20 protein-coding genes are annotated in these 20,688 nt (G+C 59.8%); 8 read left to right on the top strand and 12 right to left on the bottom strand.

The annotated features are described in order from the left end of the window. Nucleotides 1-418 precede the first annotated feature (418 nt). Nucleotides 419-907, top strand: coding sequence for an Rrf2 family transcriptional regulator (locus AB6803_RS25945; RefSeq protein ID WP_371111590.1), 489 nt, complete (start codon nt 419-421; stop codon nt 905-907). Here the strand turns inward: AB6803_RS25945 and AB6803_RS25940 are convergent. From AB6803_RS25940 to AB6803_RS25920, 5 genes are all read right to left on the bottom strand, one after another. Further along, complete coding sequence (locus AB6803_RS25940) at nt 890-1,915, bottom strand: mechanosensitive ion channel family protein (RefSeq protein ID WP_371111589.1); 1,026 nt, start codon at nt 1,913-1,915, stop codon at nt 890-892. The two genes, AB6803_RS25945 and AB6803_RS25940, sit on opposite strands and share 18 nt — an antisense overlap. A 69-nt stretch (nt 1,916-1,984) precedes the next feature. Then, nucleotides 1,985-2,401 (bottom strand): cupin domain-containing protein, encoded by a 417-nt coding sequence (locus AB6803_RS25935; RefSeq protein WP_371111588.1) that lies wholly within the window; start codon nt 2,399-2,401, stop codon nt 1,985-1,987. A gap of 60 nt (nt 2,402-2,461) precedes the next feature. Continuing rightward, a complete protein-coding gene (locus tag AB6803_RS25930; RefSeq protein ID WP_371111587.1) occupies nt 2,462-3,214 on the bottom strand; it encodes an SDR family oxidoreductase in 753 nt (250 codons plus the stop codon). Nucleotides 3,215-3,314: 100 nt separating this feature from the next. After that, nucleotides 3,315-4,232 (bottom strand): MBL fold metallo-hydrolase, encoded by a 918-nt coding sequence (locus AB6803_RS25925; protein ID WP_371111605.1) that lies wholly within the window; start codon nt 4,230-4,232, stop codon nt 3,315-3,317. 130 nt (nt 4,233-4,362) lie between these two features. Next, nucleotides 4,363-4,842 carry a carboxymuconolactone decarboxylase family protein gene (locus tag AB6803_RS25920; RefSeq protein ID WP_371111586.1) on the bottom strand — a complete coding sequence of 160 codons (480 nt, stop codon included), beginning with the start codon at nt 4,840-4,842 and terminating at the stop codon, nt 4,363-4,365. Between the two features lie 131 nt (nt 4,843-4,973). Here AB6803_RS25920 and AB6803_RS25915 point away from each other — a divergent pair, with 131 nt between their 5' ends. Further along, complete coding sequence (locus tag AB6803_RS25915) at nt 4,974-5,885, top strand: LysR family transcriptional regulator (protein ID WP_371111585.1); 912 nt, start codon at nt 4,974-4,976, stop codon at nt 5,883-5,885. A 425-nt stretch (nt 5,886-6,310) separates the two neighbouring features. Here AB6803_RS25915 and AB6803_RS25910 read toward each other — a convergent pair whose 3' ends face one another. The 7 genes from AB6803_RS25910 to AB6803_RS25880 all read right to left on the bottom strand — a co-directional run bounded on the left by AB6803_RS25910 (nt 6,311) and on the right by AB6803_RS25880 (nt 13,542). Then, a complete protein-coding gene (locus tag AB6803_RS25910; RefSeq protein ID WP_371111584.1) occupies nt 6,311-7,150 on the bottom strand; it encodes a MurR/RpiR family transcriptional regulator in 840 nt (279 codons plus the stop codon). A 98-nt stretch (nt 7,151-7,248) separates the two neighbouring features. Continuing rightward, nucleotides 7,249-7,953, bottom strand: a complete 705-nt coding sequence (locus AB6803_RS25905; RefSeq protein WP_371111583.1) for an aspartate/glutamate racemase family protein — start codon at nt 7,951-7,953, stop codon at nt 7,249-7,251. Nucleotides 7,954-8,004: 51 nt separating this feature from the next. Next, nucleotides 8,005-8,973, bottom strand: coding sequence for an ABC transporter ATP-binding protein (locus tag AB6803_RS25900; RefSeq protein ID WP_371111582.1), 969 nt, complete (start codon nt 8,971-8,973; stop codon nt 8,005-8,007). Then, complete coding sequence (locus AB6803_RS25895; protein WP_371111581.1) at nt 8,966-10,030, bottom strand: ABC transporter ATP-binding protein; 1,065 nt, start codon at nt 10,028-10,030, stop codon at nt 8,966-8,968. Before AB6803_RS25895 ends, AB6803_RS25900 begins: the two co-directional genes overlap by 8 nt. Next, a complete protein-coding gene (locus AB6803_RS25890; protein WP_371111580.1) occupies nt 10,027-10,917 on the bottom strand; it encodes an ABC transporter permease in 891 nt (296 codons plus the stop codon). Before AB6803_RS25890 ends, AB6803_RS25895 begins: the two co-directional genes overlap by 4 nt. A gap of 4 nt (nt 10,918-10,921) precedes the next feature. Further along, nucleotides 10,922-11,875: an ABC transporter permease gene (locus tag AB6803_RS25885; protein ID WP_371111579.1), complete on the bottom strand. Its 954-nt coding sequence runs from the start codon at nt 11,873-11,875 to the stop codon at nt 10,922-10,924. A gap of 77 nt (nt 11,876-11,952) precedes the next feature. After that, a complete protein-coding gene (locus AB6803_RS25880; protein ID WP_371111604.1) occupies nt 11,953-13,542 on the bottom strand; it encodes an ABC transporter substrate-binding protein in 1,590 nt (529 codons plus the stop codon). A 288-nt stretch (nt 13,543-13,830) separates the two neighbouring features. Here AB6803_RS25880 and AB6803_RS25875 point away from each other — a divergent pair, with 288 nt between their 5' ends. From AB6803_RS25875 to AB6803_RS25850, 6 genes are all read left to right on the top strand, one after another. After that, nucleotides 13,831-14,652, top strand: coding sequence for a bifunctional allantoicase/(S)-ureidoglycine aminohydrolase (locus AB6803_RS25875; protein WP_371111578.1), 822 nt, complete (start codon nt 13,831-13,833; stop codon nt 14,650-14,652). 1,085 nt (nt 14,653-15,737) lie between these two features. Beyond that, nucleotides 15,738-17,870 (top strand): peptidase domain-containing ABC transporter, encoded by a 2,133-nt coding sequence (locus AB6803_RS25870; protein ID WP_371111577.1) that lies wholly within the window; start codon nt 15,738-15,740, stop codon nt 17,868-17,870. A gap of 8 nt (nt 17,871-17,878) precedes the next feature. Continuing rightward, on the top strand, nt 17,879-19,105 hold the full coding sequence (locus AB6803_RS25865; RefSeq protein WP_371111576.1) for an HlyD family secretion protein: 1,227 nt from the start codon (nt 17,879-17,881) through the stop codon (nt 19,103-19,105). A gap of 63 nt (nt 19,106-19,168) precedes the next feature. Then, a complete protein-coding gene (locus AB6803_RS25860; protein WP_047459317.1) occupies nt 19,169-19,408 on the top strand; it encodes a Blp family class II bacteriocin in 240 nt (79 codons plus the stop codon). Between the two features lie 349 nt (nt 19,409-19,757). Further along, on the top strand, nt 19,758-20,198 hold the full coding sequence (locus AB6803_RS25855) for a DUF1801 domain-containing protein (protein WP_371111575.1): 441 nt from the start codon (nt 19,758-19,760) through the stop codon (nt 20,196-20,198). Between the two features lie 89 nt (nt 20,199-20,287). After that, entirely contained in the window at nt 20,288-20,629 is a 342-nt protein-coding gene (locus tag AB6803_RS25850; protein WP_371111574.1) for a hypothetical protein, read from the top strand. The last annotated feature ends 59 nt before the right edge of the window (nt 20,630-20,688 follow it).

Raw genomic sequence — 20,688 nt, 5'->3', positions numbered from 1 at the left:
TAATTCTTGTGATCGAATATACAGTGCAGTTTGTGGTGCATTATTCGATCGGTCTCATAGCGTTATTCGAGCACTATACATAGCCTGTATTGTAGCAGTCGGTGAATTCTTCTCTCGTTTCATCAACTGCGAGGTTCACGGCATCGACTCAGCCACAGATGTCAATCAGCACTGAACATTGCTCCCTTCAAGACCGGCATTCTGACCCTCGTCGAGTTGCTCCTCTCAATGCAATCGGTCGCACAGCAGGAATCGTGCAGGCTATGTTGCCGCAGAGCGAAACCAGCAGAGCTATTCCACCGGCCGAGGTTCGGCATTGGGTGAGGTGGTCAATAACGCCGCCTTTTGTTTACATGGGAATCAAATAAGGATATTCATTATCCTTGATAGGGCGTGCCGGGGCCTTGGGAATGAATTCATGATTTTAAAAAGCCAAGTCGAATGGGCGCTCCATTGCTGCGCCATTCTTGCCGGTCTGCCTGATGGTCGCTATCTCTCGACCAAAGCACTTGCCGAATTCCATGGGCTTCCGAAGGAATATCTTTCCAAGGCTCTACAGGGCCTGTCGCACGCGGGACTTGTCGACACGTCTCTCGGTCCGTCCGGCGGCTACCGACTGGCAAAGCCTCCGACCGATATCAATTTCCTTGAAATTGTTGAAGCCGTGGAAGGGCGGCAGCGTACCTTTGTCTGCAGCAATATCAGGGCCAACAATCCGTGCCGGCCGAAGGATTATTGCGAAAGCAGCCCGTGCGCGGTTGCCCGTATCATGTGGGAAGCGGATGAGGCCTGGCGGGAGAAACTGCGCGGCGTCAAACTGTCGGATCTCGTCGGCATTCTGTCCGAGGAAATTCCGCCGCAACTCTGGAAGAGCTCCTTCGAATGGGTGCTAGAGCGCGCCGGATGAGGTCGGGCTGACGATGGCGATGGGCCTCGCGGCCTCGGCTGACGGAGCGTAGACAAGGCTTTGCGCAGGCACCGCCAGGGCGACGCCGTTTGTCCTGCAATGCTCATGGATGAGATCGATGATCTCGTTCTGGGCCGGCATACGGCTCGCGGCACTTGCCACACGAAACTGCAGCTCGACATCAATGGCTATCGCATCGATCGCTTTCAATGCGACGGCTGGCGGCGGGTTTCTGACAATCCGTCCGCAATCATTGAGGACCGCGAGCATGATCTCCTCGACCAAGCTTGGCTTGTGGGTGGCGGCAATGCGGACCGCAAACACGATCTGATGTGATTCGTCAGGACGGCTGCGATTGGTGATGCCCTGTTTTGCCAGGACGCCGTTCGGCAGCACGACGACGTTGTGTCCGCCCGAGAGCAGGTTGGTGGAACGCCAATTGGTCTCAACGACGCGCCCTTCGGTGCCATCGGCAAGCTGGATCCAGTCGCCGATGATGTAGGCACGGCCAAGCGCGAGCGCGATCCCGGAAAAGACATCGGCAAGCGTGTTCTGCAGCGCAAGACCGATAATGACGACGACGACGCCCGAGGTGGCAATGAGCGGGCCGACCGGCGCGCCGAAAACGAAACCGATGACCGACAGCGCGACGCCGAGATAGACGATGCCGACGATCAGATCCTGGAGAAGATGCGCTTCCTGCGGTCGCCGATTGAGGGTGATGTAGATTTGGACGAAGCCGATCATCGTCCATGCGAGATGGAGCCACCAGAGAACTCTCGCGGACTTGGCCAGCAAGATTCCGCTGCCTTGCAGCTCAGCACCGTCAAGACGATAGGGCGAAATTCCGGCAAGCCAGAGCACGAGGCTCACGCCGGCGAAAAACAGGATCTGAACGATGAGGCGCGCGGTCGGATGACGGCGCCCCTGGAGGTGCCAGACGAGAATGCCAACAAACCCCAGAAGATTGATCAGGACGAGCGGCAGGGAATGATCTTGGCCGAACATGCAGGCTCACCGGCAATGATTTGCTAATGTCGAGAGGTGCGGGCGCCCGGGGGCACCCGCGCGGCGCGGTTATTTTTTGATCGGGAAGGTCAGTTCTTTCTGGCTGCTATCGACGACGAAAACGGCCAGCAATTTCGCCGGCCTAGTCTTGCTGGCATTCTCGCTGACACCATGGCGATCGCCCGGCATTTCGGAGAAATTCTCGCCGGCCTTGAAGACCTTGACCGGGCCGTCATTGACCTGGCTGCGGATCGCCCCTTCCAGGACTGTCGCATAGATGAAGGCCGAGTTCGGATGGGTGTGGCCCTCGGAAAAACCACCCGGACCATATTCCACGAGGACCCCCTTGATGCTCTTGCCGGGAACGTTTGGCAGTTCATGCTCGTAGACAAGCGTGACTTTGGCATCCTTCTCGCCTGCATCATGGGCAACGGCCGTGGTGGACAGCAGAGCGGCCAGGGCGAGGCCGAGAATTGACTTGATCATCTCGAATTCCTTTCTTGAGAGCTGGGCGATATGGCGCCTGAGGCGCCATATCGGTTCCGGTCATTTGCGAGCAGAGGTTGCGAACCACTGCTCGAAGGTGATGCGGCCGAGGCGCGGATTGTTGTCGGAAACAAGCGAGCCATCTTCCAGCTTGGCGCCGAAATAGCGGGCTTCCGGATCGGCCTCGACGTTCCGCGCATCGCCCATCGCCTTGAGGTAGCGGGCAACGAGCTCATTCAGTCGGGCACGTTCCGGACCGGAGATCTCGACGACGCCGTTGATGGCCGCCGAGTTCGCAACGACGGCCATGTTGTCGGCGACATCGTCGGATGCGATCGGCTGGACATAGGCCGGCGACAGACGCACGTTATTGCCGACCGTTCCGGACTGCGCGATGCCGCTCAGGAATTCCATGAACTGCGTCGAGTGGACGATCGTATAGGGAATGCCGGATTCCCGGATAATCGTCTCCTGGGCGACCTTGGCGCGCATATAGCCGCTGTCAGGCAGGCGATCGACGCCGATGATGGAAAGGGCGATGTGATGCTTCACGCCGGCTGCCTTTTCTGCCGCCGCCAGATTGCGGCCAGATGTCTCGAAGAATTCGAGCACCGCCTTGTCCTCGAAGGATGGCGAGTTTGCCAGATCCATAACGACGGAGGCGCCATTCAATGCTTCGGCGAGACCTTCACCGGTGATTGTATTGACGCCGGTGTTCGGAGCGGCGGCGATGACTTCATGGCCTTGCTTGCGAAGGCGTTCGGCCGTCTTTGAACCGATCAGGCCGGTTCCGCCGATGATGACGATTTTCATGAGCTTCTCCATTCACGGCACTTTGGGTGCCGCATTGTTTTATGATTGCCGGTTGTTGTTGTTCACGGTGACTCCAGCGAAGGCGCCGACCAATAAGCGATCAGTAGTCCCAGAAGACCGGTACCCAACGGAAGTGATCACCATCGGCTGCCACATGGCCAACCGAGGGGAACGGCATATGGGTGGCCACCAGAAGCTCGCCGGTCTCCACCAGCTCCCGCAAAAGACGGATGCGGACGCGCGCAGCTTCTTCCGGGTCGTGTTCGAAGCCGTTGAACCAGTCGGGGTGATCGAAGCCGACCGCGAACACGGCGTCGCCGGCAAACATCAGCCGGTCCTTGCCGGATGCCACGCGGACCACGCTGTGCCCCGGGGTATGGCCGCCGGTTCGGGAGACGACGACGCCCGGTGCCACCTCGTGTTCATCATCGAACAATTGCAGGTGACTGTCGTACTCTTTCCTGAACTGCTTGGCAGTCGCTCGAAGCGCGTCCGGGAACCCGGGCGGCATCGACACATGGGTGAAATCGGGCGCCTCCCAAAATTTGACCTCGGCTGCCGCCACATGGATTCGCAGGTCCGGACGCAGCCGCTGTTTCACTCCGTCGACGAGCAAGCCGCCAACGTGGTCCATGTGCATGTGGGTCAGCACCACGTCGGTCACGGATCCAAGGTCTATGCCGGCGGCTTCCAGTCGCTTGATCAATTGCCCGGCCCGCGGCAAGTTTAATTCCGGGTCCAGCCCCAGACCGGCGTCGATGAGGATGGTCTGCTTGCCGCTGCGCACCACGACCACGTTCAGTGCCCAGTCGAAAGCGTCCTGCGGCAGGAACATGTCGTTCAGCCAGGCCGCATGCTCGTCCGGGTTGGCATTGTATCCCAACATCTTGGTCGGCAGCGGCAGCACGCCATCGCTGATCACCAAAACGTCAATCTCGCCGATCTTCACCGCGTAGCGCGATGGAACCAGCTCGTCGGGGGCCGACTTATTGGCATGAGAGGTGTTCTGTATGGTCATATCTGTCTCCTGTTGATTGTGGTCTTTTGAACCGGTCAGGCCGGTTCTAGCGCTGATGGCGATGTTCAAGGGTGTTCCGCGGCCGCTCGTGCGGCCACGCATCGCTCAAGGGGTCTTGGGAGCGAAAGGCTTAGTTAAGACCGGCCTTGTCGAGGCCATACGCCTTGTCGGCCGAGCCGGGCACGGCCTTGAAGGCAATGCTGGAACGGTTCCACGCGTTGATGACCATGATCGCGAAGGTGAGGTCGGAGATCTCCTTCTCGGAAAGCTGACCGCGCACGCGCTCGTAGAGCTCATCGGGAATGCCGCCTTCATGCAGTTTCGTGACGGCTTCCGTCCAGGCTAGCGCGGCACGTTCCCGGGGCACGAAGAGATTGGATTCCCGCCAGATGGCGATGTGGTAGAGCCGGAGCTCGCTCTCACCATGGATCTTGGCCTCCTTCACATGCATGTCCAGGCAGAAGGCGCAGCCGTTGATCTGCGATGCCCGGATCTGCACGAGATCGTGGATCTTCTGCTCGATGGCGCCCTGGTGCAGGGCCATGCTGAGTTCCGACAGCTTTTTGAAGAGTTCGGGGGATTGCTGGGCATAGTTCAAGCGCTGTGTCATAGATGTCCCCGTTATTAAGGATATAAAATGTCCTTATGGATAAAAGATATCCTTAATAACTGGACAGTAAAGCGCTGACGGGCTAAACTTTGAACATAAGGCTTATGCTGAAAAGTATGGGGCGGTGGGGAATGGATATCGTAAGCGCATTGCAAACATTCATGCGAGTGGTGGAGACAGGCTCCTTTTCCGCCGCCGCGGTTGACCTCAGTTTGACGCAGCCGGCGGTCTCCCGACAGATCTCGGCGCTGGAGACACATCTCAACACACGTCTTCTGCACCGCACGACGAGCGCATTAGCTTTGACGGCCGAAGGTGAGCAGATCATCCCGATGGCGCTCAAGGTCATCGAAGCAGCAGAAGCTTTGAGTGAAACGACGTGTCGCGGCGGAGGAGCTGTGGCCGGCAAGGTGCGGCTAGCTTTGCCCACTCCCCTCGGGCTTTATGTCAGTGACCGGCTCGGGGTATTGCTCGAACGCCATCGGGGGCTTTCCGTAGACTTGCTCGTTCGCGAAGAGCCATCCGATCTGGTCGGAGAGGGGATCGATCTCGAAGTGCGTCTCGGGGCGGTTTCGGACTGTAGTCTGATGTGTCGCAGAATTGGATGGACGACGGCTTTTCTCGTCGCCGCGCCCTCCTATCTGCAAGGGCGAGTCGCACCTGAAACGCCTGACGATGTCACCTCACACGATTGCATCTGTTATAGTCGTGCCGGAAACGCCCGTTTATGGTCGTTTTCCAATGGCGCCGATGACGTCACAGTGCGCATAGCGCCACGCTTTAACGCCAGCAATTCGGTTGCCGTTCACCGAGCAGTGCTCGCAGGGAATGGTCTTGCCGTACTGTCTCACATTCTTGTCGGATCTGAGATCGAGCAAGGCAGGCTGGTGAACGTCATGCCCGAGTTTCCGCCGAGCCGGCTCGCGATTAGTGTCGTCTATCCGTCGCGTCGAAACCTGCCGCTGCGTATCAGGACCGTTCTCGATTTTCTCATCGAGATAGTTGGTGAGGATCCGCTGATGGCACCGGCATTTTCTCATTGATTGCGTTAATGATGCATTTTTGCGTCGTTTGGCAGACATGCGGCTTAAAGGTTGCGATCCCAATACCTGCGTTCTTTCTGAACTTTTGGTGTCGTCGCCTGATACAGCCGTCGTGCCATAGGTGGTTGAACGGTGTTGTCCCGCTAACCGGCATATGGTTGCTTGCGTTTCGGGTAGAGCGTAATTTTCGGCGATGCAGACACCAGATAGCAGCTTCAAGCGTCACCTTTTTCCGCTCCAGATCATTGCTCACGCAGTCTGACTTTACCTACGGTTCAACCTGAGCCTGCGTGAAGTTGAAGAAATGCTGCACCATCGGCTCGAGGCTTTCGATGCTTGGAAAACTGCGGCCTGCATCGCCTAAAAACCCAAGACCCTCGGAGCCTTCTCAGGCACAGGGACTTACCGTGAAAACACCCGTCTGGCTAAAGCTCCTCGAGGCTATCGTTCAAAGCTTCGATGTTTCGCAGACGTCTGCGACCTGAAATCTCCGCCTTTTCAACACACCGCGTTATGAGCAGGTGGCAAAGTGCCATGACGGAGGCATGATTGAAGAGTGGTCCGGGCGCCAGTGTCTGGCAAAGGAAATGCCATTCGGCGCTCGTCAGCACGGGGGCGCCTTCGTCGGTGATGTAAAGGAACCTGGCTTTCGACCGCAGGATTTGCTCGATCAGCAGATCCATCCGCGCTATGCGCCGCCGCAGGCCGAACAGCACGACGACGTCCTGTTCCTCCACGCTGACCAGATGCTCGCCGAGGGTCTGTCCCGGGCCGGGGATCGCCACGATATTCTCGATGACCTGCGTGAGTTGCCACTGGAGATAAGAGGCGAAAGGATGACTGCTGCGGAAGCCAACCATCCATACCTTGCGGGCGTTTAGCATTGCTTCTGCAACAGCATCGATTTGCGTATCGTTGATTGCGAGAAAGGTCGCGTCAATGTTGGCGATCGCTTGTGCGATGTGTGCTTTGATCGATTGGGTGGTGGAGGCATCTGTCGAAGTCGACAGAAACAGTCGCGATCCGGTCTGCTTCTCGGCACGAGCGTGCCTGCGTGCCTCTTCGTAGTTTGCGTAACCCAGCCGCTGGACGAACCGCGAAACGGTCGCCTTCGAAACATGGGCAAGTGCTGCCAGTTCCTGCGCGGAATAACTCGCAAGCTCGCCTGGAAAATCGCAGACAAAATCTCCAAGCCGCCGCTCGGCGGGGTGAAGGTCTGGAAGAGCCTGCCTGACCCTGAACAGAAACGACGTCTCTTTAGGCACTCCCGTCTCCACCAGATTGCTCGCCGCTGGATTTTCGGTCGCGGATACCCGATTTGCAATCGAAAATGGCGCCGGCAACCGATGTCCGTGTGCCTTCGTCATGAAGAAGGGTTGCTTGTGGCAGACGTGGCTTTGATGTGGAGCAGCAGCAATGTGACGGCGGCTGTGATTGGTGCAATCACCGGCCTGGAAAACCGGCGCCCCAGCTCAACGGCCGCTTGTCCCAATGGTCCGCCACCGATGATGACCGCCTCGGCTCCGTCGAGGTCGAATGCCTCTTCGACTGCAAAGGCAAGTTCGGCCTGCAGCCGCTCCGGATCAGCCGCGAGCTTTTGCGGATCGCCGTTGGTCAGGCGGGTCCCTGTGAAGAGCTGACCAAGCCCAAGGCCCTCCGCCTTGCGGGCAAAGCCGTCGACAAGATCGGGCGTGACCGTCGCGATGCCAAAACGACGTCCATGCGTGGATGCCTCAAGCATGCTGGCCTCGCAGATGCCGACGATCGGAACTTCGGTGAGGTCCCGTAGCTGCTCGATACCGGGATCGCCGAAGGCACTGACGATGATGCCGTTGCAGAACCGGGCTGCCGCGAGCCCCATCTCGACCACTCCGGCGGCCGCCGCCGCTAGTTGATTGTCGTCGAGGATCATTGGAACGCCGCTTGTCGCGGTCACACCTTCGATGGTGACATTGACCGGAAGAACGCTGCGGGCGATGTCGGTCATCATTGCCGTCGTCGCCGCAGACGTATTCGGGTTGATGAGGACGATGTGCTTCGTTGTGTCTTGAGCATGCTGAACGAGCACGGCGGTCTCCCTGGTTCGCTGTTGTTTTTTCAGTGACGGGTAGCTCGAAGCTCACGCGTATTGAAGGCAGGCCACCTGTCCGGTTCCGCTTTGGCCGACGAGATCGGGCACGCGGGACCGGCACGCATCCGACACCTGTGAGCAGCGAGGCGCAAAGGCGCAGCCAGGTGGCATGTTTGCCAGATCAGGTGGTGACCCCGGAATTGTCACCAATCTGTCCCGGCCATGGGCCAGCTCGACGCGGGCTCCCAGTAAGCCCCGGGTATAGGGATGCTTCGGTTGGTTGATGATATCGGAGACGGTGCCTTCCTCGACGATCCGCCCGGCATACATCACCGCAATCCTGTCGGCGACTTCCGCGGCGACGCCGATGTCATGCGTGACGAAAATCACCGACAAGCCATATTCCGCCTGAAGCTCCCGGATCAGCAGGAGGATCTGAATTTGCACCGTCGCGTCGAGAGCCGTCGTCGGCTCGTCGGCAAGGAGCACTTTCGGATTGCAGGAGAGCGCCATCGCGATCATCGAACGCTGCAGCATGCCGCCGGACATCTCGTGCGGATAATTCTTGAGGCGCCGTTCGGGCGAGGGGATGCGAACTTTCTGAAACAAGGCGAGCGCCCGCGCCGAGGCTTCTTGACGCGACACATTTTCATGCCGTCTGATCGTCTCTTCGATCTGCTGGCCGAGCGTATAGACGGGGTCGAGGGCAAGCCGCGGTTCCTGAAAGACCATCGAGACGATCGGCCCGCGCAGGTCGCCCAGCTCCTTCTTCGAAAGAGCTGTCACATTGCGGCCGGCAACTGTCATCGAGCCTTCGATGATCGTTCCAGGCGGATGCAGCCGCAGCAGTGAACGCATTGTCACGCTCTTGCCGGAGCCGGACTCGCCGAGCAGGGCCACGACTTCGCCCGGCCGTACGGAAAGGCTGACACCGTTCACCGCCTTGACGGGCTTGCGCCCCCGATTGAAGGTCACCGAGAGGTTTCTGATATCGATCATTGGCTGGGCATCAGTCATTTTGCATCTCCATCATGACGGGCGCACGGCTATGACCGGATGCGGGCATCGACATAAGACAGGCTGCGGCATGATCCCCGGACACGATCGCAAGCGGCGGTATCTCCCGGCTGCAAATATCCTCGGCAAAGGTACAACGCGTATGGAATCGACAGCCAGGAGGCGGATCGATCGGATTTGGCGGATCACCTGCAAGTGGAGGTTCCGAGGTGCGATCGGAAGGATTGATCTTCGGCATGGAGGCAAGCAAGGCCGAGGAATAGGGATGCTTCGTCCGGTCGAAAATCGCGTCGCGGCTGCCGATTTCCGCTACCTTGCCGAGATACATGACCATGACACGGTCGCACATGAAGCGAACGACGTTGAGGTCATGCGAGATGAAGAGATAGGTCAAGCCGAAATCCCGCTTGAGATCGAGCAGCAGGTTCAGCACCTGCGCCTCCACCGACTTGTCGAGTGCGGATACGGCCTCATCGAGAATGACGAGACGCGGTTCCAGCGCCAGGGCGCGGGCAATGTTGACGCGCTGCCGTTGGCCGCCGGAAAGCTCGTGCGGATAGCGTCCGGCAAAACGGTTCGGCTCCAGGCCCACCCTGTGCAGCAGGTCGTGTGCCCGGGCCATGGCCTTTTCCGCGGAGATACCATGAACGCGCGGGCCGAACGAGATCGACTCCTCCATCGTCAGGCGCGGGTTCAGCGAGGCATAGCTATCCTGGAAGACCATCTGCACCTGCCGGCGGTAATCGCTCAGCGACAGCGTGCCGCCGACCGTTTCGCCATCGAACAGCACTTCGCCTTGATCCCGCTTGATCAGTTGCATCAGCAACCGCGCTGTTGTGGACTTGCCGCAGCCGCTCTCGCCGACCACGCCAAGTGTCTCGCCCTTCAGGATGTCGAAGTCGATCCCGTCGACGGCGCGGACCACCTTCTTTGGCTGGAACAACCCGCCGCCTTTGACGGGAAAGTGTTTCAGGAGAGATTTGACCGAGACCAGCGGCTGTGCCGGGCCGCCGCGGTCGCGTGGATCCTGTGTGGGCAGGGGGAGGGCTTCGATCATGATTTCACATCCATTGCCGCGCGCAGTCCGTCCGAGAAAAGATTGAAGCAGATCGAGGTGATGAAGATCATCACGCCCGGAAGAGCCGCCACATAGGGATTGACGTAGATTGCCGTGCGCAACGTATTCAACATCAGGCCCCATTCGGCATCCGGCGGCCTGACGCCGAGCCCGAGGAAGGAAAGGCCGGAAGCCAGGATCATCGACACCGAGATGAGGCTGGTCGCAAAGACGAAGATCGGGCCGAGAACGTTGCCCAGAATATGGACGGTGATGATCGTGCGGGCCTTCGCGCCTGAGGCGCGGGCGGCATCCACATAATCGAGGTTTCGCACCTGCGTGGTCACGCTTTCGGCGACGCGGGCGATCTGGGGAATGAACACCACCGTCAGTGACACTAGCGCATTGGTCAGGCCGGAGCCGAGCGCACCGGAGAGCGCGACGGCAAGCAGCACGGACGGAAATGCGTAGAAGACATCGACCGTTCGCATGATCAGCGTATTGACGATGCCACCCGCGTAGCCGGCGATGATGCCGATCGCAGAACCGATCACGAAGGCGATCGGCACAGGGATGACGCCCATCAATAGCGATAGTCTTGCGCCGTAGATCAGCCGGGACAGCATGTCGCGGCCAAGTTCATCGGTCCCGAGTATGTATCCCGGAGTGCCGATCGGCTTCAGGCGGCGGATCACGCTCGTCTTTGTCGGGTCATATGGTGCGAGATAGGGAGCGAGGATCGCCGCTGCGATGAGCGCGATTACGACAAGGAGCGCCACGAGGGCAACCGGATCCCGACAGAGACGGCGGACGACGCCGTGCCAGAAACCGGGGGAGCGAATGGTGCGCGGACCATCTGCGATGACGTCTGCTGTCACAGTCACCATGGTCTCAACTCCTCTGGATACGCGGATCGATTGCGCTTTGCAGCACGTCGACGACGAGGTTGACGAGAACGAAGAACATGGCGAGCACAAGGATGGTGCCCTGGAGCACGGGCAGGTCTCTGCTGAAGATCGCTCCGTTCAGGAGGAAGCCCGTTCCAGGCCAGGAAAAGACCGTCTCGATCAGGATGGAACCGCCGAGCAGATAGCCAAGCTGCAGGCCCATGACCGATATCGCCGTCGGTGCGGCATTGCGAACGACGTGGCGCAGGATCTGCCGCGTCATCAGCCCCTTGGCGGCGAGAGCCTGTGTGAAATCCTGCGCGAGAATATCCGCGACCAGCGACCGGATCGTCCGGGCGATGATCCCCATCGGGATGACGGACATGGTGATGGCAGGAAGGATGAGATAGCGGAGATACTCCCAGTCGACCGATCTTCCATCCGATCCGCCGGGGCCTCCGCCCATCGCGGGAAGCCAGCCGAGCCTGACCGAAAAGACGATGACTAGCACCATGCCGAGCCAGTAATGCGGCACGCTGACGCCGAGCATCGAGATCGCCGAAGCGATGCGGTCGATCCACTTGCCGCGGAAGACACCTGCCAGGAAGCCGAGGCCCGCACCGAGCGTGAAGCCGATCAGCGTTGCAGCGACAGCAAGGATGATCGAATTGAGCGAAGCCGAGGCGATTTCGCCGAGGACCGGCCGCCCGCTGGCGATGGAAACACCGAGATCGCCATGCAGCGCCCGCCAGCTCCAGAGTGCGTACTGAACCGGCAGCGGCCGGTCGAGGCCGTAGAAGCTTCGCATTTGGGCCTGGAGTTCGGCCGAGGCATCGGAGGGCAGGATGGCCGCAAGCGGGTCGCCCGGCGCGATGTGGATCAGCATAAAGCACACCATGCTGACGCCGATCGCCACCGGTATGACATGCAGAAGCCGTTTAAAACCATAAGCCAGCATGAGATTCTCGCTTGGGAAGAGTAAGTCCGCGCTTCAATTGGGGGTGCACCGGCGAGCCGGCGCACCCGTTTCGGGGATCAGGGATCCAGCGTGATCTGCGAGAAGTCCTGGAACCAGTTCTGCGCCTGCACGAAGCCCTTGACCTTTGCGCTCATCGCGCGCGGGTTGACATCGTGCGTGACCATCAGGAACAGCGCTTCGTTGACGTATTTCTCATGCACCTGCTGGAGAACCTTGTCCTGTTCGGCGGGATCGAAGGTGTTGCGCACCTTGTCGATGAGCGCATCCATTTCCGGATCGCAATAATAGCCCCAGTTCGTACCGGCCGGCGGCGCGAGATTGCACTGCAGATGTCTGATGAGGCCGGTGAAGGGGTCCTGGATGAAGTAGGAGTAGTTGATGGCCGTTGCGCCCTTGGCGCTCGGATCCTTCGCTCCCGCACGCCAGATATTGATGACCGTGTTCCAGTCGGCCACCTCATATTCGATATCGATGCCGATCTCGGCAAGCGTCTGCTGGATATACTCGTTCATCGCCAGCGGCAGCATCTGGCCGGAGCCGGAGGAGGAAATGATGACCTTGGTCTTGATCCGCTTGTCGGGACCGTATCCGGCTTCCGCCATCAGTTTCTTCGCTTCCTCGACATTGTAGCTGAGCTTGAAGGTCGGGTTGCCGAACCACTGGTGGCCGGGCGGCATGAACCCCTGGGCCGGGATCGAGAGGCCGCCGAGAAGCTCGTTCAGACCGTCGCGATCGACGGCGAGGTTCGCGGCCTTGCGAACGCGAATATCGTTCCAGGGCGAACCTTCGACGCGGGAGAAATGCCATGTCCAGTTATGCGGATAGGAGTTTGTGACGATCGTGAAGCCGGCCTCCTTGAGGGAAGCCACGGAGTCCGGCGCCGGTGCTTCGATCCAGTCGACTTGGCCGGATCGGAGAGCGGCGACGCGGGTGTTCGGCTCGGGCAGCGGAATGAGGATCAGCTTGTCGAGTTTCGGCACGCGCGCCGGATCCCAGTAGTTCTTGTTCGGCGTCAGCTCGGCGCGCTCGCGAGGGGTGAAGCCGCTTTCCAGCTTCCATGGCCCGGTCCCGGACGGCTTCTGCGCAACGGCATCCCAATTCTTGCCCTGCGCTTCCCAGTTTGCGGGAGAGGACATCAGGATCCAGCTCAATTGATAAGGCAGCGTCGCATCAGGTGTCTTGGTGGTGATCTCCACCGTCAGCGGGTCGGTTGCCTTGTAGCTGGCCACGGCCGGAATGCGCGACTTGCCCTGGGCCGCCTGGCGTTTGTCGAATTGGGGAGCATCCGTCTTCAGAAGCTTGTCGAGGTTCCAGATGACGGCGTCGGCGGTGAAAGCGCTACCGTCATGAAACTTGACGCCGTCGCGAAGCTTGAAAACCCACTTGGTCTTGTCGTTGGCATCGACTGCCCAGGAAACGGCGAGCCCCGGAACGAGGGCTGACGGCTTTACGGCACTTGTGAGATCCCATTCGACGAGCGAGTCATAGACCGTGTAGCCCATGAAGCGCTGACCTTCGCCGCCTTGGTCCGTCTGTCCGGTGGTCAGCGGAATATCGGAAGCGGTCATACCGATCCGCAGCGTTCCCGCGGCAAGGGCCGAGGCTGTGCCCGCGGCAGCCAGTGCGATGGCGGTTGCCCCGACCATGATGGATTTGCGGAATTTGCGAAGAATGGATCTTCTCTGCGATAGAAGACCTAATGCCTGGTTCATGCCGTTCCCTCATCTGTTTCTTGTTGCCACCGGGCAGGACCCAGTCAGCGGATGAGAAGCAGTTTTCATGCCGACTTGAATGAAACCGGAGTTCCATTTTAAAAAACAATATTTTGATTGAACTTTTTGATTTCCTGGCCTGTGGCCGCCGAATTTATTGTTGCTTAAAAGGCGTGCGGCACTTAATGCAAATGCATAATCCCGCGCCGCGAGACCGGACCCATGACCGACAGAAATTACTATTCGAAACTCGGCGGATTGCCGCCGCAGACGGAACTGCTTTCAAGCAAGGCTGTTTTTACGACAGCCTATGCGGTTATTCCGCGAACCGTTATGACTGACATCGTAACGAGCGTGCTTCCGCATTGGTCGGGAACGAGAGCATGGATTCTATCCCGACCACTCTCCGGGTTCTCGGAAACCTTCTCACAATATGTGATGGAAGTTCTGCCGGGCGGCGGAAGCGACCGACCGGAGCCCGATAATCGCGCGGAAGCAGCGATCTTCGTCGTCGAGGGTGAGATGGCGATCGAATTTGCGGGAAGCGAACATGCGCTAAAGGCAGGATCCTTTGCCTTTATTCCGGCTGGAGCCGCGTGGAAGCTGAGCAACCAGGGAACCGCGCCCGTCAGGTTTCATTGGGTCAGGAAGGTGTTCCAGGCAGTCGAGGGATTGGAAGCTCCGCCCGCTATTTTCACGCATGAGGACCAGCACGCCATTTCGTCGATGCCGGACACGAACGGCTCTTGGGGAACCACCCGTTTCATCGATCCGTCCGACGTCCGTTACGACATGCATCTGAACATCGTCACATTCGAACCGGGCGGCACGATTCCCTTCATGGAGACGCATGTCATGGAGCACGGCCTATATGTGCTCGAAGGCAAGGCTGTCTATCGCCTGAACAAGGACTGGGTGGAAGTGGAAGCGGGTGACTTCATGTGGTTGCGCGCCTTCTGCCCACAGGCCTGCTACGCCGGCGGCCCGGGCCGTTTCCGCTACCTGCTTTACAAGGACGTTAACCGGCACCCCGGACTTTGGTAGTCGGAAAAACCGACAATTTGTCTGGTGTCATGCTGCGCACGGCGAGGCTGTTTGGGCTTGAATACCTGTTCCGTGGCCGAGAAGATTGCTGTCCTGGTTGGCATACCTGTCCTTCATCGGTCGGCACCAGCGGGCGGTTTCTTGTGTCGAGCTCTTGAGTTTCCGCCCGCAGTACGGTGGGGGTAGCGTTTGAGAACGCTATCCCGCCACCACGCAAAGTGACCAAGGCCCCAATTCGCTGCAAAGCAATGGAATTCATGGCCAAATCGCAACTTGGGTCATCGTGACGAGAGGTTGGGGGCCAGCGCGCGAGCACTTGGCGCCCTCCGTTGACAGTCGGCCGTCAGCGATAGCTCGAGGTGACTTGGAGTGAACACCCGGGGCTGAACCAGCGGAGTTGCTTCAAACTAAGCCGCCTGTTGGGCAAGTTGGGTTTCAAATTCTGCGGGCGATCGTAAAATGGCAAACGGGTTGAGTCTTGTATCGAATTCAACACCACTTCCTCCAATGCGAAGCTGACGCAGCGGCGAAAAGAGACCAAGGAAAAGGCTGGCGAAGTACGTCCTCCGAGATCTGAGGAATTCTTCACATGAAAACGACGCACAGGCATGCCTGTACGTCGGGCTACCCTTCAGCTGCATACTTCTGGCCCGAAATCCGAGCCAGGCGTCCGTCCGATTGTGGCCGGTTCGCGGCACGCCGTAACATCTCTCAACATAACAAGACCCAACTCAATAATCAGGTCTGCCATACATTTGGGCACGGCGGCGCGATTGCCGAGTCATAAATCATGGATGCCGGGATCGAACGTCGGCAGCAATTTCAGGGAGCTTGGTCACATGCCCTCCTTCAAACTGACAGTCCTCTTGTCCAGGACGATGTGCAGCCACCAGCAATGCTGCTGGTCGCATACAAGTTTTGTACTGGATGGGGAAGTCTAAACCCCAAGACTTCCCCATAGTCCATAAAGGGATGCCACAGCTTTGTTGCGGCAAACCTGCCGGCGCCGTGCTTGCGGCCGAGCATTCGTTCAAAATCGGCGATCCGATTTTCCAGCTTCCACACCTCTAAGACGGGATGGTCCGTTGCTTCTGACAGCCCTTCACAATCGCTCCCGGATCGAGCCGCTTCTGCAGTCTGAAGCTGCCGAATGCGGACTTGCCTGCGTGGCGATGGTGGCGGCTTATCACGGCCATCGCGTGACACTGTCCGAACTCAGGCGACGCCATGCCGTGTCGTCGAAGGGCACGACGCTGAAGAGCCTCATCTCGGTTGCCGACGATCTCGGCTTTACCAGCCGGCCGCTGAAGCTGGAGATGGAGGACATCGGCAAGCTGAAGATGCCCTGCATTCTGCACTGGGACATGTCGCATTACGTCGTGCTGAGCCGGGTAACGCCGAACCGGATCGAAGTGCATGACCCGGCGAGCGGCCAGCGGCGATTGTCCCATGCGGAAGCATCGAGGCACTTTACCGGCGTGGCGCTGGAGCTGACGCCGGCCGCCACCTTCCGCAAGCGCAAGGTGGTCGAGCGGGTGCGGCTGGCCGATCTGTGGTCGAGGAGCGCCGGCTTCATTCCGAGCCTGCTGCAGATCCTGGTCCTCTCCGCCCTGCTGCAATTCTTTGCCCTGCTGTCGCCGCTCGTCAACCAGATGATCGTCGACGAGGCGATATCCAAGGGTGATCTCAGCCTTCTGAACGTGATCGTTATCGGCGCCGGATTGCTACTGCTGATCCAGACCGCGACGACGCTATTGCGTGGTTACGTGCAGATGCATTTCAGCACCCTTTTGACCTTCCAGATGCGCGGCAACCTGTTGCGTCATGCGCTGCGCCTGCCGGTGCCGTGGTTCGAAAAGCGGCGTCTCGGCGATATTCTGTCCCGTTTCAACTCTCTGCAGCCGGTGCAGGACCTTCTGACAGGCGGCCTCGTCTCCGGCGCCCTGGACGGGCTTATGGCCATCGTCACCCTGGCGGTGATGCTGATCTATGCACCTTATCTGGCAAGCGTGGTGCTTGTGTCGCTGGCGCTCGTCATCTGCATCCGGCTCGGTACCTTCCCCTGGCTGCGGAGCCTGACCAATGAGGGCATCCAGTACCAGGCCAAGGTGGACGGCGTCTTCCTCGAAACCATCCGGGGTGCGAGGGCCTTCAAGCTGTTCGGCCGGGAGCTGGAGCGCCATGGCGTCTGGCAGAACGCCTATGCCGACAGCATCAACAACAATGTGCGCCTCCAGAAAGTCAGCCTCAAGGGAACGGCCGGCCTCTCCTTCCTGACGGGAGCGGAGATGCTACTGGTGTTCTATCTGGGTGCCGGCGCCATCATCCGCGGAGAGATGACGCTCGGCATGCTGCTGGCGTTCCTGTCCTATCGGGGCCAGTTCAGCACGGCCGCCCTGTCGCTCGTCGATCAATATTTCAAGTTCCGGATGACGGGCCTGCATCTGGAGCGCCTGGCCGATGCCGTGCACCAGGACCCTGAGCCGGACCTGGATGCCGAGGCGCGCAAGGATCGCCCGCTCGCCGGTGCGCTCGACGTGCGCAATCTTTCCTTCCGCTATGCCGAGCGCGAAGCCTGGGTGCTGAAGGATGTGTCGCTGACCATTGAGCCGGGGCAATCCGTGGTGTTTGTCGGGCCCTCGGGCGGCGGCAAGTCCACGCTCCTGAAGCTGCTGATGGGCCTCTATCCGCCGAGTGAAGGTGAAGTGCTGGTCGACGGTCTGCCGTTCAGCGCTCTGGGCATGCGGGCTTACCGTGCGCAGATCGGCGTGGTGATGCAGGACGACCAACTCTTCGCCGGCACGATCGCCGACAATATCGCCTTCTTCGATCCCGATACGGATCTTGCGCGGGTCGAAGCAGTTGCCGGGCTTGTCGGCCTTCACGACGAAATCCTGCGCATGCCGATGGGCTATATGACCCTGGTGGGCGATCTCGGATCGACGCTATCGGGCGGCCAACAGCAGCGTGCGCTGCTGGCGCGGGCGCTCTATCGAAAGCCCTCCATATTGTTCCTCGACGAGGGGACGGCCAATCTCGACGTCCTTGCGGAACGTCGCGTCATGCAGGCGCTGAGCAGGCTCGGCATTACCCAGGTGATGGTGGCACATCGCCCCGGAGCCATCGAGGGTGCGGCGCGTGTCTTCGCCGTGGAGAACGGGCATGTGCGTGAGCTGATGCGCGATGTGCCGGTGCAGCCTTTGCAGGTGGTGCCATGAGCGAGGCATTGTTCCGCACTGAAGCTATCGAACACCGCCGCCGTCTCCGTGGCGAGGTAATGATCGCGCAGCCGGTGAGCCACGGTGTCATGACGGCGATCCTCGGCGTCTTCGTGGTCGTCGGTGCAACCTATCTCATGACCGGCACCTATGCCCGCAAGGAGACAGTGCAGGGCTACATCGCCCCGACCGGCGGCCTGGCGCAGCTCTACGCTACCAAGGGCGGTATCGTAACGCGGGTGCTCGTCCATGAAGGCGACGTGGTGACCCAGGGCCAGCCGATGGTGGAGCTGTCGCTGGAAACGACCGGTGCCGACGGTCAGGTCGGCGAAAAGCTGCGCTTAGAGACCCAAGCCCGTATCCAGTCGATCGACACACAGATGACGGCAGCGAAAGCCCGCTTCGACGAGGAGGGGCGACGCCTGTCGGCCCGCGTCGAAGGGCTTGGCGGAGAGCTGGCGAGCCAGGAACAGCGCCTGGAATCGGAACGCCGCCTGCAAGCCCTGCAAACCGACGATGCCGGCCGTTATGCGCAGCTTCAGATCAAGGGCAGCGGCACGCGCTTCGAGCTGTCGCGCCGCCAGCAGCAGATCCTCGCACAGGAAAGCGTCATTCACGAGCTGGAGCGGCAGAAGGAGCAGCGGCAGGGCGACCTCAACGATGCCCGTTCGCAACTGGCGAGCCTGCCGGCTGAGCGGGATGACAAGCTGGCGCAACTGCAAGGCCTTCGCAGCGAGCTGGAGCAGTCCCTGGCGCAATTGCAGGTCAACCGCGCCTACGTCATGGTCGCGCCGGTAGCCGGTCGGGTCGCGGCACTTCAGGCGCAGCCGGGGCAGACGGCCGTGGCACAGTCGCCGCTTGCGGCCCTGGTGCCGGCCGGCAGCAATCTCGAGGCCAACCTGCTGGTACCGCCGCGCGCGGCCGGCCTGATCCAGCCGGGGCAGGAAGTGCGGCTCCGGGTCGACGCCTTCCCGTACCAGCGCTTCGGTGTGGTGTCGGGCCATGTCGTGCAGGTGTCCCGCGCCACCTATCGCGAGGGCGAGCTTCTGGCTCCCATCGCATTCAAAGATCCCGTCTACCGCGTGACCGTCAGCCTGGAGCGCACCAGCATCGCCGCCTACGGCGAAGAGCGCCCGCTGACCCCCGGTATGACCCTCATCGGCGATGTCATTACGGATCGCCGGCACTTCACCGACTGGGTATTGGACCCGTTAAAGGCCATAGGCAGCCGGTGACAACAAGAAGAGGGGAGGACCATCCCGGTCAATCCCTCAAACCTAACCCAATAGGAGACTAACATGAGCAACATCACTGAAATCAATGCCGACATGCTCGATCTCGTCAGCGGCGGCGCTTCCACGGTCGCTTCGACGGTCACCATTGGCGCCGACGGCGCCGTCAGCGGCAGCTACACCTTCGGCAGCCGCTCGGGCACCTTCTCGGCAACGCTGCCGGCGGAAGTCGTGCAGAAGGCCGGGACGTTTTCGTTCAGCAACGCCTCCGGTTCGTTCAGCTTTGACAGCTCGTTCGCCGGCTAATCCGATCTAGTCGGATGGGAATTCCGGCAGCCGGTTTCCGGCTGCCGGTCTGTTCAGATCAGACTGCGAGGTTAACGCAATGTTCTCCGCACCTAGTCAATACAGACAGCACAAAAGGCGGCAGACCGAGGTCCTACTCTGTCTGGCGCATCCTGCCGCAACAGCGGGCATCGAGACCATCCTGACATGGCTTGGCCTGGTCGTGGAATTGATGCTTGGCAAACCAAGATCTTCGGGAAAGGCCCACCGCCGAATCTCTCGTCGGCACAGGGGTTGATCTGGTCGGGAGTTGATCGGCTGACTCTGCTGTGGTTCAGTCGCTATGCGTCTTGGCGAGGAGAACGTAGCGATGAAAAAAGCGACAGCAACCGCAGAGAAGAGTGACCCCAAGGACGGAAAGGGAGAGGCCTCTCCTTCTCAGCTGATAGATGCGAGGATCGAAGAGCTGAGGGATTGGCGGGGCGATACGCTTGCGCGGGTCCGGGCTCTCATCAAGCAGGCCGACCCCGACGTGGTCGAGGAGTGGAAGTGGAGAGGTGTTCCGGTGTGGTCGCACGGTGGGATCATCTGCACCGGTGAGACCTATAAGACTGTCGTGAAGATGACCTTTGCCAAAGGCGCTTCGTTGGAAGACCCTTCAGGCCTCTTCAACTCGAGCCTCGAAGGCAACACCAGGCGTGCCATCGATTTCCAGGAGGGCGCCAAGATTGATGAAGAGGCGTTGAAGGCGCTTATTCGTGCCGCCGTCGCGCTGAACATGTCGGCGCGAGCTGCCGGTCGTGTCCGTTGAACTATCGATCTCCATTGTAGACAACAATAAGTTTTCCTGGTCGCTGATTTGAACGATAAGGATGTGCTGCCAGTTTTGAGGTTGCGGCTATGAAAGTCGAAATACTGCAGACAGGGACTGTAATCGGGCGCTGCAATCTCGATCCGGTCGATCCACCAATGGGCGTTGCGGCGGGACAGTTTGAGCCGACCTCAGACTATGACCCGCAACTCCACGCCAGCACGACGGATGGTATCTGCAAAGAACTGGGCGACGACGCACCGCTTTCTGACCGTTCGGAGGAGTTTGGCATTATCGACTGCACTCGCGTCGCTATCGAAGACTACAATAAGAGTTTGGGGGAACTGCAAGTTCTGGTCTTAGGGATAGGCTATCCGGATTACGAGACCTTCTTCGCATCTCATCCGTCGTATAAGGCCTATTGGAGCTAGCTCTCCTTAGCTTCCGGGCTCGGCAGGTGTCGGCGATGATGCTCGGTCGTCCTATGGTC

The organism is Rhizobium sp. RCC_161_2 (assembly GCF_041355235.1).
Lineage (GTDB): Bacteria > Pseudomonadota > Alphaproteobacteria > Rhizobiales > Rhizobiaceae > Rhizobium.
The sequence above is the reverse complement of the archived record's forward strand: the minus strand, read 5'-3'. Positions and strand labels throughout refer to the sequence as shown.

What these genes read in the sequence shown, in the direction of transcription:
- AB6803_RS25945 (WP_371111590.1), top strand. Translation starts at nt 419, where the DNA reads ATGATTTTAAAAAGCCAAGTCGAATGGGCGCTCCATTGCTGCGCCATT.
- AB6803_RS25940 (WP_371111589.1), bottom strand. Translation starts at nt 1,915, where the DNA reads ATGTTCGGCCAAGATCATTCCCTGCCGCTCGTCCTGATCAATCTTCTG.
- AB6803_RS25935 (WP_371111588.1), bottom strand. Translation starts at nt 2,401, where the DNA reads ATGATCAAGTCAATTCTCGGCCTCGCCCTGGCCGCTCTGCTGTCCACC.
- AB6803_RS25930 (WP_371111587.1), bottom strand. Translation starts at nt 3,214, where the DNA reads ATGAAAATCGTCATCATCGGCGGAACCGGCCTGATCGGTTCAAAGACG.
- AB6803_RS25925 (WP_371111605.1), bottom strand. Translation starts at nt 4,232, where the DNA reads ATGACCATACAGAACACCTCTCATGCCAATAAGTCGGCCCCCGACGAG.
- AB6803_RS25920 (WP_371111586.1), bottom strand. Translation starts at nt 4,842, where the DNA reads ATGACACAGCGCTTGAACTATGCCCAGCAATCCCCCGAACTCTTCAAA.
- AB6803_RS25915 (WP_371111585.1), top strand. Translation starts at nt 4,974, where the DNA reads ATGGATATCGTAAGCGCATTGCAAACATTCATGCGAGTGGTGGAGACA.
- AB6803_RS25900 (WP_371111582.1), bottom strand. Translation starts at nt 8,973, where the DNA reads ATGACTGATGCCCAGCCAATGATCGATATCAGAAACCTCTCGGTGACC.
- AB6803_RS25895 (WP_371111581.1), bottom strand. Translation starts at nt 10,030, where the DNA reads ATGATCGAAGCCCTCCCCCTGCCCACACAGGATCCACGCGACCGCGGC.
- AB6803_RS25890 (WP_371111580.1), bottom strand. Translation starts at nt 10,917, where the DNA reads ATGGTGACTGTGACAGCAGACGTCATCGCAGATGGTCCGCGCACCATT.
- AB6803_RS25885 (WP_371111579.1), bottom strand. Translation starts at nt 11,875, where the DNA reads ATGCTGGCTTATGGTTTTAAACGGCTTCTGCATGTCATACCGGTGGCG.
- AB6803_RS25880 (WP_371111604.1), bottom strand. Translation starts at nt 13,542, where the DNA reads ATGGTCGGGGCAACCGCCATCGCACTGGCTGCCGCGGGCACAGCCTCG.
- AB6803_RS25875 (WP_371111578.1), top strand. Translation starts at nt 13,831, where the DNA reads ATGACCGACAGAAATTACTATTCGAAACTCGGCGGATTGCCGCCGCAG.
- AB6803_RS25860 (WP_047459317.1), top strand. Translation starts at nt 19,169, where the DNA reads ATGAGCAACATCACTGAAATCAATGCCGACATGCTCGATCTCGTCAGC.
- AB6803_RS25855 (WP_371111575.1), top strand. Translation starts at nt 19,758, where the DNA reads ATGAAAAAAGCGACAGCAACCGCAGAGAAGAGTGACCCCAAGGACGGA.
- AB6803_RS25850 (WP_371111574.1), top strand. Translation starts at nt 20,288, where the DNA reads ATGAAAGTCGAAATACTGCAGACAGGGACTGTAATCGGGCGCTGCAAT.